General features: G+C 66.1%; 14 protein-coding genes and 2 pseudogenes. 2 read left to right on the forward strand and 14 right to left on the reverse strand.

The window, feature by feature from the left end; genetic code table 11:
• The 3 genes and pseudogenes from ABIB29_RS18180 to ABIB29_RS18190 form a co-directional block, all read right to left on the reverse strand.
• Entirely contained in the window at positions 1 to 894 is an 894-nt protein-coding gene (locus ABIB29_RS18180; protein ID WP_354174211.1) for an alpha/beta fold hydrolase, read from the reverse strand.
• Between the two features lie 139 nt (positions 895 to 1,033).
• On the reverse strand, positions 1,034 to 1,294 hold the full coding sequence (locus ABIB29_RS18185; RefSeq protein ID WP_354174213.1) for a hypothetical protein: 261 nt from the start codon (positions 1,292 to 1,294) through the stop codon (positions 1,034 to 1,036).
• A 572-nt stretch (positions 1,295 to 1,866) separates the two neighbouring features.
• A pseudogene (locus tag ABIB29_RS18190) lies at positions 1,867 to 2,862 on the reverse strand (NAD-dependent epimerase/dehydratase family protein); the annotation flags it as partial.
• 240 nt (positions 2,863 to 3,102) lie between these two features.
• On the opposite strand from ABIB29_RS18190, the gene ABIB29_RS18195 reads away from it, so the two are divergent.
• Positions 3,103 to 4,146, forward strand: a complete 1,044-nt coding sequence (locus ABIB29_RS18195; protein ID WP_354174215.1) for a M14 family zinc carboxypeptidase — start codon at positions 3,103 to 3,105, stop codon at positions 4,144 to 4,146.
• 125 nt (positions 4,147 to 4,271) lie between these two features.
• Here the strand turns inward: ABIB29_RS18195 and ABIB29_RS18200 are convergent, their stop codons facing one another.
• The 3 genes from ABIB29_RS18200 to ABIB29_RS18210 all read right to left on the reverse strand — a co-directional run bounded on the left by ABIB29_RS18200 (position 4,272) and on the right by ABIB29_RS18210 (position 7,632).
• Entirely contained in the window at positions 4,272 to 5,345 is a 1,074-nt protein-coding gene (locus ABIB29_RS18200; protein WP_354174216.1) for a cytochrome b/b6 domain-containing protein, read from the reverse strand.
• Positions 5,346 to 5,860: 515 nt separating this feature from the next.
• Positions 5,861 to 6,844, reverse strand: a complete 984-nt coding sequence (locus ABIB29_RS18205) for an electron transfer flavoprotein subunit alpha/FixB family protein (RefSeq protein ID WP_354174217.1) — start codon at positions 6,842 to 6,844, stop codon at positions 5,861 to 5,863.
• Positions 6,845 to 6,855: 11 nt separating this feature from the next.
• Positions 6,856 to 7,632 carry an electron transfer flavoprotein subunit beta/FixA family protein gene (locus tag ABIB29_RS18210; protein ID WP_354174258.1) on the reverse strand — a complete coding sequence of 259 codons (777 nt, stop codon included), beginning with the start codon at positions 7,630 to 7,632 and terminating at the stop codon, positions 6,856 to 6,858.
• A 253-nt stretch (positions 7,633 to 7,885) separates the two neighbouring features.
• Here ABIB29_RS18210 and ABIB29_RS18215 point away from each other — a divergent pair, with 253 nt between their 5' ends.
• Positions 7,886 to 8,815 carry an NADP-dependent oxidoreductase gene (locus ABIB29_RS18215; RefSeq protein WP_354174218.1) on the forward strand — a complete coding sequence of 310 codons (930 nt, stop codon included), beginning with the start codon at positions 7,886 to 7,888 and terminating at the stop codon, positions 8,813 to 8,815.
• Positions 8,816 to 8,925: 110 nt separating this feature from the next.
• Here ABIB29_RS18215 and ABIB29_RS18220 read toward each other — a convergent pair.
• The 8 genes and pseudogenes from ABIB29_RS18220 to ABIB29_RS18255 form a co-directional block, all read right to left on the reverse strand.
• Positions 8,926 to 9,294 (reverse strand): annotated as a pseudogene (locus tag ABIB29_RS18220) (histidine phosphatase family protein); the annotation flags it as partial.
• 43 nt (positions 9,295 to 9,337) lie between these two features.
• Positions 9,338 to 10,117 (reverse strand): triose-phosphate isomerase family protein, encoded by a 780-nt coding sequence (locus ABIB29_RS18225; protein WP_354174219.1) that lies wholly within the window; start codon positions 10,115 to 10,117, stop codon positions 9,338 to 9,340.
• A gap of 1 nt (position 10,118) precedes the next feature.
• Positions 10,119 to 11,126 carry a 4-hydroxythreonine-4-phosphate dehydrogenase PdxA gene (locus tag ABIB29_RS18230; protein WP_354174221.1) on the reverse strand — a complete coding sequence of 336 codons (1,008 nt, stop codon included), beginning with the start codon at positions 11,124 to 11,126 and terminating at the stop codon, positions 10,119 to 10,121.
• Positions 11,123 to 11,605 carry a ribose-5-phosphate isomerase gene (locus ABIB29_RS18235; protein ID WP_354174223.1) on the reverse strand — a complete coding sequence of 161 codons (483 nt, stop codon included), beginning with the start codon at positions 11,603 to 11,605 and terminating at the stop codon, positions 11,123 to 11,125. The genes ABIB29_RS18230 and ABIB29_RS18235 overlap by 4 nt, the downstream gene beginning before the upstream one ends.
• A complete protein-coding gene (locus tag ABIB29_RS18240) occupies positions 11,598 to 13,319 on the reverse strand; it encodes a dihydroxyacetone kinase family protein (protein ID WP_354174225.1) in 1,722 nt (573 codons plus the stop codon). Before ABIB29_RS18240 ends, ABIB29_RS18235 begins: the two co-directional genes overlap by 8 nt.
• Positions 13,316 to 14,284: a sugar phosphate isomerase/epimerase family protein gene (locus ABIB29_RS18245; protein ID WP_354174227.1), complete on the reverse strand. Its 969-nt coding sequence runs from the start codon at positions 14,282 to 14,284 to the stop codon at positions 13,316 to 13,318. The genes ABIB29_RS18240 and ABIB29_RS18245 overlap by 4 nt, the downstream gene beginning before the upstream one ends.
• Complete coding sequence (locus ABIB29_RS18250; protein ID WP_354174228.1) at positions 14,277 to 15,779, reverse strand: tripartite tricarboxylate transporter permease; 1,503 nt, start codon at positions 15,777 to 15,779, stop codon at positions 14,277 to 14,279. The genes ABIB29_RS18245 and ABIB29_RS18250 overlap by 8 nt, the downstream gene beginning before the upstream one ends.
• Before the next feature lie 9 nt (positions 15,780 to 15,788).
• Positions 15,789 to 16,313, reverse strand: a complete 525-nt coding sequence (locus ABIB29_RS18255) for a tripartite tricarboxylate transporter TctB family protein (protein ID WP_354174230.1) — start codon at positions 16,311 to 16,313, stop codon at positions 15,789 to 15,791.
• Positions 16,314 to 16,339: the final 26 nt, after the last annotated feature.

The following is a 16,339-nucleotide window of genomic DNA, read 5'->3' on the forward strand; positions in this document are numbered from 1 at the left end:
CTAGCCGAACAGGCTCACCACGGCGTGTGCGAACGCTTTCGGATTCTCCTGCGGAACGTTGTGTCCGATGCCCGGAAGGACGCTTTGGGCGTAGGGGCCGGTGAAGTGGTCTCTGGTTGCCACCGCCGCGGGGCCGCCGACGCCGTCGTCCCCGCTTTCGAGCACCACCGTCGGGACGGTGATGCGCGGCTCTTGCGCAATCAGGTCCTCGAACCGCTGGTACCGGGGGTCGCCGTCGACCAGTCCGTACCGGTGGCGGTAGGAGTGGATGACGACGTCGACGAAATCGGGGTTGTGCAGGCTCGGCGCGCTGGCGGGAAACGCCTGCTGTGCGCCGTCCCAGGCGGGCGACCAGGTGCGCCACAGCAGCTCGCACAGTTCGTTCCGGTTTCGTTCCAGCCCGCGGCGCCCTCGCTCCGAGTGGAAATAGTACTGATACCAGTAGCTTCGCTCCCATTCCGGGCTGGCGGGCTCGCCGGAACGCGCGAGGTTGTGCATGTTGTAGCCGCCGACGGTGACGAGGCCGGCAACACGTCCGGGGTGCAGTGCCGCCACGATGCACGCCGCCCGGCCGCCCCAGTCGTAGCCCGCAACGACTGCTTGCTCGATGTCGAGGGCATCCATGAAGTCGAGGAGATCCTGCCCGAGGGCGGCTTGTTGTCCTGACCGGATCGTCGTGTCATCGAGGAAACGCGTCGGCCCGAAGCCGCGAAGGTACGGCGCGAGCACGAAGGCGCCCTGGCCAGCGAGGATCGGAGCGACGTCGTCGAAGGTTCGGACGTCGTACGGGAAGCCGTGCAGGAGGATGACCGGGGTCCCGCCCGGATCACCGGCAGACTCGTAGCCGATGTCCAGGACGGGTGTCTGTACGCGGCCGAAGGATGTAAAACTCATGCAGCCATTCTGACCCCGCGCCGGGTGTTTTGCGGCGAACGTGCCGGTCCCGTCGCCGTCCGGTCTGGACGGCGACTACTTCCAGCTGTCGTTGGCTCGGCGTAGCGCCCGAACGAGGGCTTCAAGCGCCCGGAGGTGCCTAGGGCTCGACGAGCGTCAGCATTGTTTCCGGACGGACGCCGTCGAACTTCATCGCTTCGGCTGCCTCTGGGGACTCCATGATCCGCTGGAACGTTTCCATGTCGGGGACTTGGACGATCAGGCCTACACGGTGGCTTTTTACCGGGTCGATAAACGTTCGAACCGTGATGCCCAGGGGCCCGAATACCTCTTCCCTTTTTGGTGAGCTGAGCCAGCGTTCAACGTCGTCGACTTCGTGGACGATCATTAGTGTTGGCATCGTTGCCTCCGCTTTCTGGGATTATGTCAGGAGCCGGGCTGGTCAAGGGGCCGCGTCTGGACATCCTGATTACGCTGAACGTACCACTGCCCGGAATGCAGCGGTAGCGGGGAAAAATGACAGTTCGGCGCCTGGCAAAGCGGTCAGTCGAGAAGCTGACCAGAATTTCACGTGTACCGCAGCCGCTTTCTGGCGAGTTCACGCCCGCTCCGGAGGAGGCCCTGGAGGGCTTACGGTTCCGCGGCCCGGGTGCTAGCGTGAATTTCCGACGAATCAATCCAGGAGGCCGACATGAACCGGGAAGACGTAGAGCGGGAACGCCCTGAGGAGGGCTCTGGCACCGAGCAGCGGCTGTCGGGTTCTGAGGGCGCTGGCCAGGGTGACAGCATTCCCAACTCCAAGGACGGAGTGGGGCTCGGCGCGGGCACGGAGGCCAACACGTTCGAACCGGAAGAGGACCCGGACGCCATCGACGACGACGGAAAGTAGGTCAACCAGCGGACGGCGGCGGGGGCAAAAGCCGTAGCCGGCCGCGTGCGACGTCGGCGAACGCCGGTGCGGCGCTCATCCTGCCGGCCCTGTCCTGAGCCCAGGCCGTCCAGCATTTCGGTCAACGACTCGAGCGAGGACCGTCGTGGCGTCCATCCGAGGAGCTCATGCGCCCGCCCGGTGTCCATGATGGGTGCGCCGGCCGCCATGTCGATCCACCCGCCGTCGGTCGCCTGCAACCGCAAGCGCCAGCTAACCTCGACGGCGGCGCGCAGCACCGGAAGCGGCAACGGCAACAGCCGCCATGTGTTGAACACCCAACCCAGCGCATTCGGATTGATAACAGGTTCGGCTGCGATGTTGACGGCGCCCTCGGCCCGCCGCTCCAGCACGCGCCAATAGGCGTCTGCAACGTCGTCGGCGTGGACTGCCTGAAAAATCAGTTCCTTCGGAAGCGGAAGCAGGGGCAACCGCGGCTTGCGCGGGACGAGCCGCAGCAGGACCTTGCCAAGGAAATAGCGGCCCACCTCGCTGCCGGCCCCGGCGCTGAACGTCAATGCTGGCCGTAGCCGTGAGACGACGACGTCGGGGTTCTCCTTGGCGAAAATGTCCAAGAGTTTTTCCTGCGCGGCCTTGTCCACGCTGTAAAGAGACCCTCTGATGCCGCCTGCCGTCCAGTCCTCTTTGGTCCGCTGGTTCTTGGGGGCGGGCGAATAGGCGCCCACGGACGAAGCGCACACGATATGCGCCGCCCGGGCCGCAGCGAGAACGTGGGCTGTTCCCGCCACGTTGGTCCGGCGAAGGAGCTCCCGTTCATGGTTGGGCTGGATCAGCCAGGCCAAGTGCACCACGGCGTCAGCCCCGGCGAAGGCCTTCTCCAATGCCGGCTGGTCCCTGGGATCCCCGACGTCTAAGCTGTGCCACTCCACGTCGCGGTACGGGGCCGCATCCTTCTCGGGTACCCGGCGGGCAACACCCACGAGCTCAAGATCGGCGGCCTCCTCCGAACGGGCTTCCTGGAGACGCTTCAAGAGAGCCGTTCCAACATGGCCGGTGGCTCCGGTGATGACAATGCGCATGGACTTCTCCTCGCCGTGGTTACCGCTGGTTATTCTGCTTTTGGCTCTAGCCCTACGGCACCAAGACCGAGATCCGCCGGGCGCCCGGGCATGCTTCCCGTATGCAGTCACCGAGCATCATCCGATAGTCGCTTGACACGGATATGTATTTGCTTGACAGAAAAAACTACTTGCTTGACATAAGTAACAAAGGGGCGCTTGACTCATGGCATCGAATATCCCCACCTTGGAGGAACACCTATGAAATCGCCCAGGAAATTCGCTGCCCTCTCGCTGGCGGTGCTGCTGACCACAGGTGCAACGGCCGCCGCCGCCCCGGCCTTTGCTGTGGGTGAGGGGCCCAACTACGGTGGCAACGAGACCATCAATACCTCCATTCTGCGCTCCTATGACGAGGTGGTCGCTGAACTGCAGAAGCAGGATGCCCGCCAGTCCGCGCTGGAGCTCGAAGTGATCGGTCAGTCGGTCAAGGGCCGTGACCTGTACCTGGCGAAGTACATTACCGACCCGGACAACCCGACCATCCTCTATCTGACGCAGCAGCACGGCAACGAACAACTAACCACGGAGGGGGCGCTGGAGTTCATCAAGCATCTGGGAACGGGCAAGTCCCAGGGCCTGCTCGACGGCGTGAACATCCTGGTAGTGCCCATGCTCAATCCCGACGGTGCCATGGGAGACGTCGACTTCCCACTGGATGGTTACATCGCCGACGGCGGCAGGACATTGACGCGGACCAACGCGAACAACGTGGACCTCAACCGCGACCACGTGAACAAGCTTGAGCCGGAGACCCAGGCGCTGCACGACAATGTAATGCGTGCCTACGACATCGATTACATGATCGACCTTCATCACCAGGGGACCCAGAGCGAACGGGACGGGGAGCTCGTTTCGGGCTCGATCCTTTACCCCACGACTCCCAATGTCGATCCGGCTGTGCTCGAAGGATCCAAGCGCCTGGGCTCCGTGGTGTTCGACGCCGTCGACTCCACCGGCTGGGGCCACCTGGGCAGGTACGTCGGCGGGGACGCCGAGACGATCAGCCGCAACGGCATCGCGGTGGAGTACGGCATTTCAACCATCCTGTTCGAGATGCGCGGAATGTCGGATAACACGAGGGATTCTGCGGTGCTGGGCCAGAAGAGCAATGGCTACCTGATCAAGCAGACCGTCGTCACCCTCGATGCGACGGCCCGGGCCATCGCCGACGGCTCGATCGCTACGGCCGACACGTCCTTCTGGGACACCCTTGCAGAGCAGACCACACGCACCTCGGAGTAGTCTCCCCGCGAACTGTCACTGGCGGGCACGATCGATGCCGTGCCCGCCAGAGGCCGTCCCCACCCGGAACTCTCATCCACTGTGCTATCCAGAGCGTTTCGCGTGTTCCATTCCCGATCGGACGCCTACCGGCTGCTCACCTGGCCGAAGAGCTTCGCGATGGGTGCGAGCACGATCGGGCGGGCGGCGTACCACGCGGCCGCGGTGATGGCGATGGCGGCAGCGAAGAGCCAGAACCCGACCCAGTTCACCACGTCGGTGCCGCCGAACATGTGGTTCAGGTTGCGCAGCGCACCGGTCGAGAACACCAGGAACACGTGGATGAGGATGAACAGCACGAAGAACAGCATCGTCGGGAAGTGAAGCGCGCGCGCAGCCTCCACCGGGTAGATCCTGTTCAGCGTCTTCGCGTTCTTCGGCCAGAACTCGCTCATGCGCACACCCGTGATCGCCGCGAGCGGGGCCGCGATGAACACCACGAGGAAGTACATGAGCTGCTGCAGGCTGTTGTAGTTCACCCAGCCGTTCTCAACGGGCCAGTCGAGTGTCATGTACTGCAGGAGCGCGGAGAGAGCATTCGGGAACACCTCCCAGCTGGTCGGGACGATTCGCATCCAGTGGCCGGAGGCAAACAGCAGCACCACAAAGATGAGCCCGTTGGCCAGCCACAGGATGTCGAGCGACTGGTGCAGCCACAGGTTGATGCTGATCTTTTTGCCACCGCGCTTCGGCGTCCAGAACGCCGGCGGCTTCTGCTGGGTGCGCACCTGATAGCCGGAGCGGATGATGAGCACTATCAGGAAGAAGTTCAGGAAGTGTGTCCACTGCGCCCACCAGGGGAAGCCGGGCTCGGCCGTCGCTGGCAGGTGATACTCGCCGGGGTACCTCTCGAGGAACTCCGGCACGCCCGGCAGTGTCGTCACACCCCGCGCGGCGAGAATCAGAATTGCTGCGGCGGCTATGGCACCGACCGCGAGGAGCACGACGCGCTTGATCCACTGGCCCAGGGTCCGCGAACGATAGAGTCTTGCCTCAGGCTTTGGTTTCACAGGCTTTTCGACGGCGGCGGGACGTGCCACCGGTGCCGGGGCGGACGGTGCCGGGGAGGCTACGACGGCGGGTGCGCTCGCGGTTGCCGGAGGTTCCGTCTCGGCAACGGTCTCCACCACGCTGGCAGCCGGGGCAGCGGCTTCGACCACGGGTTCGGAATCTGCTGGTGCCGCAGGGGCGGCGGCGGCCGACGGAGCAAGTCCAGCCGGCGGCCACGGTTCACCCCCGGGGACGCGGGGAAGCCCGCGGCGCAGCGAGGTGGTTCCCGTCGTCGGTGTGGCGGGTGCGGTAACCGGAGCAGCTACAGGCGTCGTCGCGGGTGCTGCTTGCGCTGCTTGCGCTGCAGCAGCTGCGGCCGGCGCGGGCGCGCCTGCGGCGGGAGCCCCGGACGGAGTCTCGGTCGGAGCCGCCGCCACTGATGCCGGGGCCTCGCCCGCTGATGGCCAAGGCTCGCCGCCCGGCACACGCGGCAGTCCGCGGCGAAGCTGCCGCGTCATCGCGGCGCCGGTGTCCACCGTAGCGACTGGAGCGGACACCGCCGTCGTATCCGCGGCCGTTCCTTCCGGGACAAGGTGTGCGGGCGCCTGGCCTGGCGGAGGCCAGGGGTCACCGCCTTCGACGCGCGGCAGGCCCCGCCGAATAGACCGAGAGAGAGTTGCCATCACTACTTCTTCCGGGCCTCAAGTGCACTGATCAGCTGGGGTACAACCTGGAAGAGATCGCCGACCACACCAAAGTCGGCGATCTCGAAGATCGGCGCGTCCCCATCCTTGTTGATGGCGACGATCGTCTTCGCGGTCTGCATCCCGGCCCGGTGCTGAATCGCGCCGGAAATGCCCAGCGCGATGTACAACTGTGACGACACGGAAACCCCGGTCTGGCCGACCTGATGCGATTGCGGGATATAGCCTGCATCCACCGCGGCACGCGAAGCACCAATGGCAGCACCGAGGGTGTCGGCGAGCTCTCCGACGAGGGCGAACTGTTCCTCGGATCCGAGGCCGCGGCCGCCGGCGACAACCTTCGCGGCACCGCGCAGCTCCGGCCGCGAGGTGGCAACAACCGCCTCGTCGAACGACTCGATCCGGGCGGCCGGCTTCCCGGAGGGCGTCACCGTCAGGGTCTCCGACACTTCCGGCTGGGCCGTGGCGCGCGCTTCAATGGAGCCCTGGCGGACCGTAATGACCGGTGCCCCGAACGTGGACGTTGACGTCACGTTGTAGGCACCGCCGTAGACGGAGTGGTGTGCCACGACCCCCTCGGCGTCCCGTGACACACCGATCGCGTCGGCGGAAATCGCTGCACGCGCACGGGCAGCGTAACGGCCGGCAAGGTCGCGCCCATTCAGAGAGTGCGAAATCAGGATGGCGTCGGGCCGCACCTGCTCCACAGCGGCGGCAAGCGCGTCAACGCCCGGCACTCCCAGAGCGGAAGGCTCCGAAGTCTCCGCGATCAGTACGCGCGCAGCACCAAGGGCCGCGGCCTCCGCGGCGGCGGCGCCCCCGGTGCCGGGTGAGGCGAGTACCAGGGCAACCGGCGTGCCAGCTGCAGCGGCAGCGCCGAAAAGTCCGGGGGCAGCCTTCTCGAGTTCACCGGAAGCCCGGGTCTCCACGACGACGAGGATCGCGTCACGAGGGAATTCAGTCATGTCGTTACTCCTTACGCCAGTCGGTTTTCAATAAGGAAGTCAGCGAGCTTTTCGCCGGCATCACCCTCGTCAACGATCTTGATGCCCGCCGCACGCGGGGGCTTCTCTGCAATGGTCAGCATGATCGACCGCGCCGCCTCCGGGTTGTCGGCCGTGATCCCGAGGTCTGCGAGGGTGAGCACCTCAAGGGGTTTCTTTTTCGCGGCCATAATGCCTTTGAAGTTGGGGAAGCGAGCCCCGGGAAGCGCCTCGGTAATGGAAATCACCGCGGGCAGGGGCGCTGATACCGTCTGCACGCCGGAGTCAACGGGCCTGGTGCCAGATACCGCGCCGTCGCTGATCTCCACGGAGCTGAGGCCGGTGGCGTGCGGGACGTCCAGCAATTCCGCGAGCATCGCGGGAATCATGCCGCCGGATCCATCGGTGGAGACGTTGCCGGTGATCACCAGGTCAAACTCAACGTGACGGATCGCTGCTGCGAGGGTTTCAGCGGTAAGTCCAAGATCCGCAGCCCGGAGCGCCTCGTCAGAGACGTGGGAGGCGCTTCCCGCGCCCATTGCAAGCCCCTTGCGTATCGTTGCCGTGGCACCCTCGGGAGCGAGGGAGAGGACCGCGACCTCGGTGCCCGCGTTCGCGTCGGCGTATTTCAGTGCCAGCTCCAAGGCCCGCTCCCCGATCTCATCAATGACTGCCTCGCTGGCTTCCCGGTCGGCGAGGCCTGTTTCCAGGTTCAGTTTTCGGTCCCCGTACGTGTCGGGAACCTCCTTGACTAGGACGATAATCTTCATTGATGGCTCTTCCTGTGGCGGTACGTCTCTATGGAGGAGACGGTGAATCTCCATTGAGTCTACAAAGTGGGAACCTCCTTGCCTGACAGAGTCCGTGTCGAGGCTTGCAGTACCCCTGGTTGCCTCGCGTCCGAGGGCCGGTGGTGGCTCCACGGCGGTTCCTCGGCGACTAGCCCAGCGGGCGGCACGGTGAGACACCGCACTTACCGGCCGGTTGCGGAATAGTGTCCCGGGAGTGGCGGTTCAGCATTACATGAAAGCAATTACTTACAGCGAATACGGAAGCCCCGACGTCCTCGGGCTGACGGAGGAACCGATGCCGAAGGTCGGGCCGGGGATGGTCCTGGTCAAGGTGAAGGCGGCATCGGTTAACCCGGTCGACTGGAAGATCATGGCCGGCTACCTGGACGCGGCCATGGACCTGCAGTTCCCCGCGGTACCCGGGTGGGATCTGGCCGGCGTCGTCGAGTCAGTAGGAATCGACGCGCCGCACTTCGAGCCCGGCGATGAAGTCATTTCCTACGGCCGCAAGGACTACGTCCACGGCGGCAGTTTCGCTGAATACATTGCCCTGCCGGAACGGCTCCTCGCCCGCAAGCCGGCGTCCCTGGGGTGGAACGAGTCCGCCGGTCTTCCCCTGGCGGGATTGACGGCTTATCAAGTCCTGACCCGACTGGGCCTCAAGGCGGGCGAGACCGTGTTGATCCATGGCGGCGCCGGCGGTGTCGGGTCCCTCGGCATCCAGATCGCCGCGGCGCTGGGCGCCCGGGTCATCGCGACCGCCTCAGAAAGGAACCACGACTTCCTGCGCTCGCTCGGGGCCGAGCCCGTCAGCTACGGCGAAGGACTCGCGGAACGGGTGCGCGCCCTGCGACCCGACGGCGTTGACGTCGTCGCCGACTTCGTGGGCGGGAACCTCGACGCGACCCTGGCTGTCCTGGCCGACGGAGGCCGCCACGCCTCTATCGCGGACAGCGACGTCGAGCAGCGTGGCGGCACCTGGATGTGGGTCAACCCCGTTGGCGCGCAGCTGCAGGAGCTCGCCGATCTGGTGGACCAGCACAACATCCGCGTTGAGGTTGCCCGGACGTTCCCGTTGCCGGAGGCGGCCGACGCCTTCCGGCTCAACATGGAAGGGCATACGCGCGGCAAGATTGTCGTCACGGTCGACGACCTCGCGTGATGCAAAGTGGCGGCCGGATGCCGGCCGCCGCTGAGCCGGGGCCGTCCAAGCTCAGCCCGGTATGCCGGCGACAAGCCTCACGCCGTTGAAGTACTCGAGCTGCCATCCGTCAACCCGCGGCGGGCCGCACCGTCCTCGCTTTCTGCGCCCCGGAAACCACCGGGAATTCGAAGCACGTCCAGTTCGGGACCGTCCTGCAAGCCTTCTGCGGGGCCGAAGCTGCGCTCGGTGAGTTCCGGTACCCGGCGGGCGGGGCCGAGTTCCAGCCCTGCCGCAATGAGGTCGGCGGTTTCCGCGGCACGGCCCAGAGGCGACGACACAATCGCGTCCCACTCGTAGCCGGACAGAACGGCGACGGCGTCGCGCGCCTGGCCGCGGCCGACGTCATTCAGTGGAATGTCGGTTGACCCCTGCAGCCGGCGCTGGGCGTTCCAGTCCGTCTGACCATGGCGGACAAGGGCGAACGTCGTAAGGGTCATGTTTTCCATTCTCCCCTGAATCCTGGTCCCGCCGTCGTCCACGTCAGAACGCCGTCGCGGGACTCGATCCGCTTGCCATTGAGACCAGCAGCGTTGCTTCCTCCAGGATCAGTGCGATGTTGCGGGGATCGTGGGCGAACCTGCCCAGGAACAGCCCGTCGACGTGGGGGTGGAGCCGGGGCAGCAGGCCGGGGCCGGCGCTGCCGCCGTACAACAGCGTGGTTTCGGTGCCCAGTTCCTGCCTGAGCTGGTCCGCGACGGCGCAGACGTAGTCCGGGTCCGCGGGCTGGGGTGCGCCGATCGCCCACACAGGTTCGTAGGCGATGACCGGTTCCGTCCCGTGCGGATTGATGTTGGCCGCTCCTATTTGTTCCAGGCACGCCCGGGCCGCCTCCTTGGGGGCAACCCGGGCGTTCTCTCCGACGCACAGCAGCGGCTGGAGCCCGTTGCGTTGGGCAGCGGCGACCTTCGCTGCGACCAGCTCATCGCTCTCACCGAACTGCCGGCGCCGCTCGGTGTGACCGAGTTCGATCAGTTCCACCCCCATTTCCGCCAGGACCACGGGGCTGACTTCGCCGGTCAGGGCGCCGGAATCCTGGTCCGAGGCATTTTGTGCCGCCACCTGGACGGGAGTTCCGCGGGTCAGTTCCAGAGTGGTTTCCAGGACGGGAAACGTTGGCGCCACGAAGAGCTTCACCTGACCGGTCTGCACCGGCTCGCAGGCCCTGGCGAGGGCAGCGACGGCGCCAAGCCACACCTGGGACTCGCGGTAGCCCAGGTACATTTTGGTGCTGATACCGATGGTGATGCTCCTGGTGGTCATCTCAGACGGCGACCTTCGCTGCACGGATACGGGAACCGATGGCGGCGGCGAGTTCGAAGGCGTGTTCCGTGGCGCCGAGGGTGGCGATGTTCTTCCCCACGATGTCGAACGCCGTGCCGTGCGCAGGGGTCGCGATGACGATCGGCAGGCCGCCCTGGATGGTGACGCCCCGGTCGAACCCGATGAGTTTCATCGCGATCTGTCCCTGGTCGTGGTACATCGTCACCACCCCGTCGAAGTCCCCGCGCTTGGCCGCGAGGAACACCGTGTCGGACGGGAAGGGCCCGGTGGCGTTGATTCCCTCAGTGCGTGCTTCGTCGATGCCGGGCGCGATCTGGTCGATTTCCTCCCGGCCGAAGTTGCCGTTTTCACCGGCATGCGGGTTCAGGGCGCAGACCGCGATGCGGGGCTCCCGGAGGCCGGAGTCGGCAAGTACCGAGTGCAGCAGCCGGATGGCGTTACGGACGTTTTCCGCGGTGATGCGTGCTGCCACCTCGCTGACCGGGATGTGGGAGGTGACCCGGGCAGTCCAGAGCCCAGGCAGGACGTTGAGTTCGCTGGTGGTGCCCTCGAAGCTCAGTTCCTTGGCGAACCAGCGCAGTTCATCCTCCTCGGTCATTCCGCCGAGTTTGAGGCTGGACTTGTTCAGCGGGGTGAAGAGAATGGCTTCCACCTCACCGGCGTTGGCCATAGCCATGGCCCGCTGGAGCTGGTGGAGGGTGCGGGCGCCGGCCTCCCGGGAGACCTGCTTGGCCGGAATCGGTTCCGCCGGGGCCGAATTGTCGTCGAGGAGGACCGCGAACCCCGGCCTGGGCGTGTCGCTGAGCGGGATTTCGACGCCGGCCGCCTGGGCGGCCGCTTCGAGTTCGGCTGCGTCGGCAAGGACGTAGACCTCGGCGACCCGGGTCGTTTCGGGTTTGGCCAGCAGCTTGACGGCCAGTTCCGGGCCGACGCCGGCGGGATCGCCAAGGGTGAGTGCGATGCGGGGGAGCGGGGACGTGGGGTTCATGCTGTTACTTCCTCATAGGAGCAGATGGCGTCGACCTTGCCGGCGGACGCGGAGGCGGGGTTGAAGGTGTAGTGGAGCCATTCAGCGGTCAGGCGCCGGGCCAGTTCCAGGCCGATCACGCGTTGGCCCATGGTCAGGATCTGGGCGTTGTTGCTCAGCACCAGCCGTTCGACCGAGTAGCTGTCATGCGCTGTTCCGGCCCGGATTCCTTTGACTTTATTCGCGGCGATGGCCACACCGAGGCCGGTGCCGCAGATCAGCAGTCCCCGGTCAGCCAGTCCTTCGGTGATTTTGTGGGCGGCCTCGACGGCGATGTGGGGGTAGTCGGTGGATTCGGTTCCGGTGACGCCGACGTCGATTACCTCGCCGACCAGGGGGTGGTCCAGCAGGTCCGCTTTGAGCGCTTCCTTGTACTCGAGCCCGGCGTCGTCGGATCCGATGACGATCCGCAGTTTCTTATCTTGCAGTTTCTTATCCATGGGTGCCTTCCTTCATCATGCTGTGGCCGATGGTGCTGACCACCATGGCGAGGGATACGGCTCCGGCGTCGGGGTGCCCCAGGCTCTTTTCCGCCAGGGGGCGGGCCCTGCCCAGCTTCGGCCGCATCCCGGCCGTCGCGGCGGCGGCGGCGGTGGCTGCAGCCGCGGCGTTATCCCAGGCCAGCTCCAGGGTGAGCCCGTCGACCAGTCCGGCCCGGAGGGAGCCGGCGAAGGGGACAAAGGCGTCGATCATTGTTTTGTCCCCGGGTTCGGCTTTGCCGAGTGACCGCATGGCCAGGAGTGCGGAGTCGACGGCTTCCAGGGCGGTGTCCTGCGAAAGATCGGTGGTCCGCAGCAGGGACGCGGAGGCCGCGCAGATTGCGGCGCCCCAAAGGGCTCCGGATGTTCCGCCGGCGTGCTCGGCCCAGGCTTCGCCGGCGGCGCGGGCGACGGCGGCGAGGCCGTCTCCGCGGGCCGCGCTGCGGTCCGCGGCACGCGCGGCAGCCTGCGCGCCCCTGGCCATGCCGATGCCGTGGTCGCCGTCGCCGGCCACCGCGTCGAGGTCACCGAGTTCCTGTTCCGCCGCGGTCAGGAGTTCGTCCACGGCGCGGAACAGGCGGGCGCCGAGCGGTGCGGCGGCGATGAGGGCCTCGCTCTCAAGGGGGGACCCGGCGTCGACGTTAAAGTCTTCCTGAACCGTGAGGTCCGGTGCCGCGCTGATGCTGCCTTTGCGGAAGGCGGGCGAGTCCGCGGGCGCTGCCCAGAGTGCTTCCAGTTCGTCGTCGAGCCAGAACAGCGTGAGCGAGACGCCGGCCATGTCCAGGCTGGTGACCAGTTCGCCGCATTCGGGCTGCACCACGTCCAGGCCCTGGTTCTGCAGCAGGGCGTTGATCTTGCCGAAGAGGACAAACAGTTCGTCGTACTTCACCGTGCCCAGGCCATTGAGGAGGACGGCGACCCGGTTGCCCGGGTTGTCGGGGGTGTCCTGCAGCAGCGCGGTGACCAGGAGCGTGGCCAGCTCATCGGCGGTAGGCAGGGGCGCTTCCGAGATCCCGGGCTCACCATGGATCCCCATTCCCACGGCCATCGTGCCCGCGGGCACGGTGAACAGCGGCTTGGTGGCGCCGGGCAGGGTGCAGCCGGAGAACGCGACGCCCAGGCTCCGGGTGCGGTGGTTGGCCCGGAACGCGATCCGTTCCACGTCATCCAGGCTGTGCCCGGCTTCGGCGGCGGCTCCGGCCACCTTGAAGACGGTCAGGTCCCCGGCGATGCCCCGGCGTTTATGGAGTTCGTCCCGGGGTGCGCTGGCGATGTCGTCGGTCACGGCAATCGAACGGACGTCCATTCCGGCGGCGCGGAGCTGTTCCTGGGCCAGGCCGAAGTGCAGGACGTCGCCGGCGTAGTTCCCGTATCCCAGGAGGACGCCGGCGCCGCGGTGGACGGTCCGGGCGATGCGCGAGATTTGTGAGGCGGAGGGGGAGGCGAAAATGTTGCCGCAGACTGCGCCGGCGGCGAGTCCCGGCCCGACCAGGCCGGCGAAGGCGGGGTAATGCCCGGATCCTCCGCCGACCACCAGGCCCACCCTGCCGTCGGGGATGACGGTGGACCGCACCACACCGCCGTCGACGGCTTTTACATACTGGCGGTTGGCTGCCTCGAATCCGGCGAGCATGTCCGCCGCGAAGGTGGACGCGTCTGACTGCAGGGCTGTCATGAGACTGTTTCCTTGAGGTAGGGGGCAGTGCTGCCCGACTGCAGCGCGGACTCCAGCAGCGTCCGGAGGTAGCGCTGGTTCATGGCACTGACACCCAGGCCGTCGCCGCCGTAGTGCTCGCAGCAGAACACTCCGTTGAAGCCTGCGGAGAGTGCTTCGCGCACGGCCTGGCGGTAGTTGATGAAGCCCAGTTCCAGCGGCGCCGGGCTTGAGGTGACGGACCCGGTGTCCGGGTTTTCGTCGCGGAAGTAGTTCTTGACCTGCCAGTAGTTCGTGTAGGGCAGGGTCTTGTGCAGGATCTCCTGCCAGCTTTCGATGGGCCGGTGCAGGCGGACCAGGTTGCCGACGTCAGGGTTGATGCCCACGTTGGCCAGGCCGATGTCCTCTATGAGGCGCACCGCGCTGTCCGCGGTGCCCAGATACGTGTCCTCGTAGAGCTCCAGGGACACCAGCATGCCGTAGTCGGCGGCTCTCCTGCCGATTTCACGGAAGCGCTGCACAGCCAGCTGCCAGGTGTCGGCGTCGCCGGGCGGATCACCGGCGCCGTCCGCGGTCCAGAACCACAGACGCTGGCGCTGCGCTGGCGTCAGTTGCTGGTGCAGGCCAAGGGACAGGGTGCCCGCCCCGAGTTCTGCAGCGGCTTCGATGGAGCGGAGCGTGTAGTCGAAGTTGGCTGCCCCGTTCACCGGATCCACCACGCTGGTCCGCACGATGGACAGGACAGGCGCGGTCAGGCCGGTGGTCTTGAGGACGTCCTGGAACTCCGCCAGCCGGTGGGCGGGCAGGTCGGCGGGCTTCAGCCAGCTGTCGGTGAGGTCGACGGCGTCGAACCCCACGTTCCGTACTTCACGGAGTGTCTGGGCCCATCCCTCGGCCGGCTCGTCCTGCACCGATGTGCCGTCCGGCTTGGTTCCCGGGAACTGCAGCAGTGCAGCGGCGATGGGCCAATTGGTGCTCTCATACATGGGTAAGTTCCTTTGCGTCCGAAGGCGTGGACTTGAAGCGGCCGATAAGCCAGGGCCCCGCGGCGAGCAGGGCTGCCAGCAACAGGATTGATACGGAGATCTGGCTCTGGAACATGATCATGAAGCTTCCCTGGCCCAGCGCGGAGGTCTGGACGAGCGACTTCTCCAGCAGCGGCCCGAGGACCAGGCCCAAAACCAGCGGGGCGATCGGGAGGTCGAGTTCCTTCATGAAGAACCCCACGATGCCGAAGATAACCACCAGCCAGACGCTGAACATGTTGTTGCTGACGGAGTAGGCGCCAACGAGGCTGGTGAGGATGATGATCGGGTAGAGGTAGGCATAGGGGATCCGCAGCATCTGGGCGAACACCGGCGCGAGCGGAAGGTTCAGCACCAGCAGCATGACGTTGCCGATGAAGAACGAGACGAGCAGTCCCCAGACGAGGGTGGGCTGCTGTTCGAAGAGCAGCGGCCCCGGCTGAAGCCCGTAGATCGTGAAGGCGCCGAGGAGGACCGCCGTGGTGCCGCCGCCGGGGATGCCGAGCGCCAGGGTGGGAACAAAGTTGGCGTTGGCTGCAGCGTTGTTGGCGCTCTCAGGTGAGGCCACGCCTTCAATCGCGCCCTTGCCGAAGTTGTCCTTGTTCTTGGAGACGCGGCGCTCCACCCCGTAGGACAGGAACGACGCCAGGGTGGATCCGGCGCCCGGCAGGCAGCCGAGCAGGAAGCCGATGAAGCTGCCGCGGAGGATTGACGGCATTGACTTGGTGAGTTCTTTTCGGCTGATGACCATGTCCTTGAACCGCGCCCGGATGGGGGCGGCAGCTCCGACGCGGATCTGGTGCAGCACCTCGCCGAGGGCGAAGAGACCGATCATGACCTCAACGAACGGGATGCCGCCGAGCAGGTTGACGTTGCCGAAAGTGAACCGCGCCTGGCTGAACCCGGACGCGATGCCCACCGTGCTGATGAGGAGTCCGGCGGTCACCATCATGAGGCCCTTGGACATCGATCCGCCGGCAAAGCTCACCACGGTGATCAGGCCCAGGATCATGATCGCGAGGTTCTCCACCGGCCCGAAGTTCAACGCGAACTGGGCGAACGGAGGTGCCAGCGCCATGAGGAGCGCCAGTGAAATGATCGCAGCGATGAAGGACCCGATGGCGGCGATGGCCAGGGCGGAGCCGGCCCGTCCCTGCCGGGCCATCTGATATCCGTCCAGGGTGGTGACCACGCTGGCGGCCTCGCCGGGCGTGGAGATGAGTACGGAGGTGATGGTGCCGCCGTACTGGGCGCCGTAGTAGATGCCGGCGAGCATGATAAGTGCCGTCACCGGTTCCATGCCCAGCGTCAGGGGGATGAGGATGGCGATGCCCGTCGTCGAACCGAGGCCCGGCATCAGACCGATGACAGTGCCCACGAGAACGCCAACGAAGCACCAGAGAAGGTTTTCGAAGGTCAGCGCGGTTGAGAACCCGAGCATGAGATTGTCCAGCATTGAGTTCTCCTAGATTCCGAGGATGCCCTGGGGCAGCGGCACTCGGAGGAACATGACGAAGATGGCGTACGTGACGGCGAGGGTGACTGCGCTGACCATCACAGAGGGCAGGACCTTGCGCCGTTCGACGACCACAGCAATCACCAGGAGCATGGCCGCGAAGGCGAGCATAAAGCCGAGCAGCGGAACCAGGACGACCGTGGCGAGCACGATGCCGATGACGGTCCAGAGCATTCTGTCCCGCTGGCGTTGGGTGCGGCCGTAGATGTCCGGGTCCCCGCCGGCCGCGCCCTGCTCCGGGGAGGCTTCCCCGTGATCGATCCCCGGAATCTGCTCCTCCACCACGCTGTCCAGGGTCGCTGTCTGCTTCCTCCCGGAAGTGAGTATGTTCACGGCCGCGAAGAACGCCATCAAAGCGCCGGCGACCGTTGGGAGGAAGCCAGGCCCGATGCGGCCGTCGTCGCCCAGCACGCCGTACCCGGCACCCATTGCTGCGGCCGCGATGCCCAGGGAAATGATGACCGCATTAGGCACAAACCTCTGGATAGCGGAGTGCATGG

Origin of the sequence: Arthrobacter sp. UYEF36, from assembly GCF_040547025.1 — a bacterium.
GTDB lineage: Bacteria > Actinomycetota > Actinomycetes > Actinomycetales > Micrococcaceae > Arthrobacter.

Excerpts from the sequence above, each read along its gene's own strand:
- ABIB29_RS18180 (WP_354174211.1), bottom strand. The coding sequence starts at position 894 with ATGAGTTTTACATCCTTCGGCCGCGTACAGACACCCGTCCTGGACATC.
- ABIB29_RS18185 (WP_354174213.1), bottom strand. The coding sequence starts at position 1,294 with ATGCCAACACTAATGATCGTCCACGAAGTCGACGACGTTGAACGCTGG.
- ABIB29_RS18195 (WP_354174215.1), top strand. The coding sequence starts at position 3,103 with ATGAAATCGCCCAGGAAATTCGCTGCCCTCTCGCTGGCGGTGCTGCTG.
- ABIB29_RS18205 (WP_354174217.1), bottom strand. The coding sequence starts at position 6,844 with ATGACTGAATTCCCTCGTGACGCGATCCTCGTCGTCGTGGAGACCCGG.
- ABIB29_RS18210 (WP_354174258.1), bottom strand. The coding sequence starts at position 7,632 with ATGAAGATTATCGTCCTAGTCAAGGAGGTTCCCGACACGTACGGGGAC.
- ABIB29_RS18215 (WP_354174218.1), top strand. The coding sequence starts at position 7,886 with ATGAAAGCAATTACTTACAGCGAATACGGAAGCCCCGACGTCCTCGGG.
- ABIB29_RS18225 (WP_354174219.1), bottom strand. The coding sequence starts at position 10,117 with ATGACCACCAGGAGCATCACCATCGGTATCAGCACCAAAATGTACCTG.
- ABIB29_RS18230 (WP_354174221.1), bottom strand. The coding sequence starts at position 11,126 with ATGAACCCCACGTCCCCGCTCCCCCGCATCGCACTCACCCTTGGCGAT.
- ABIB29_RS18235 (WP_354174223.1), bottom strand. The coding sequence starts at position 11,605 with ATGGATAAGAAACTGCAAGATAAGAAACTGCGGATCGTCATCGGATCC.
- ABIB29_RS18240 (WP_354174225.1), bottom strand. The coding sequence starts at position 13,319 with ATGACAGCCCTGCAGTCAGACGCGTCCACCTTCGCGGCGGACATGCTC.
- ABIB29_RS18245 (WP_354174227.1), bottom strand. The coding sequence starts at position 14,284 with ATGTATGAGAGCACCAATTGGCCCATCGCCGCTGCACTGCTGCAGTTC.
- ABIB29_RS18250 (WP_354174228.1), bottom strand. The coding sequence starts at position 15,779 with ATGCTGGACAATCTCATGCTCGGGTTCTCAACCGCGCTGACCTTCGAA.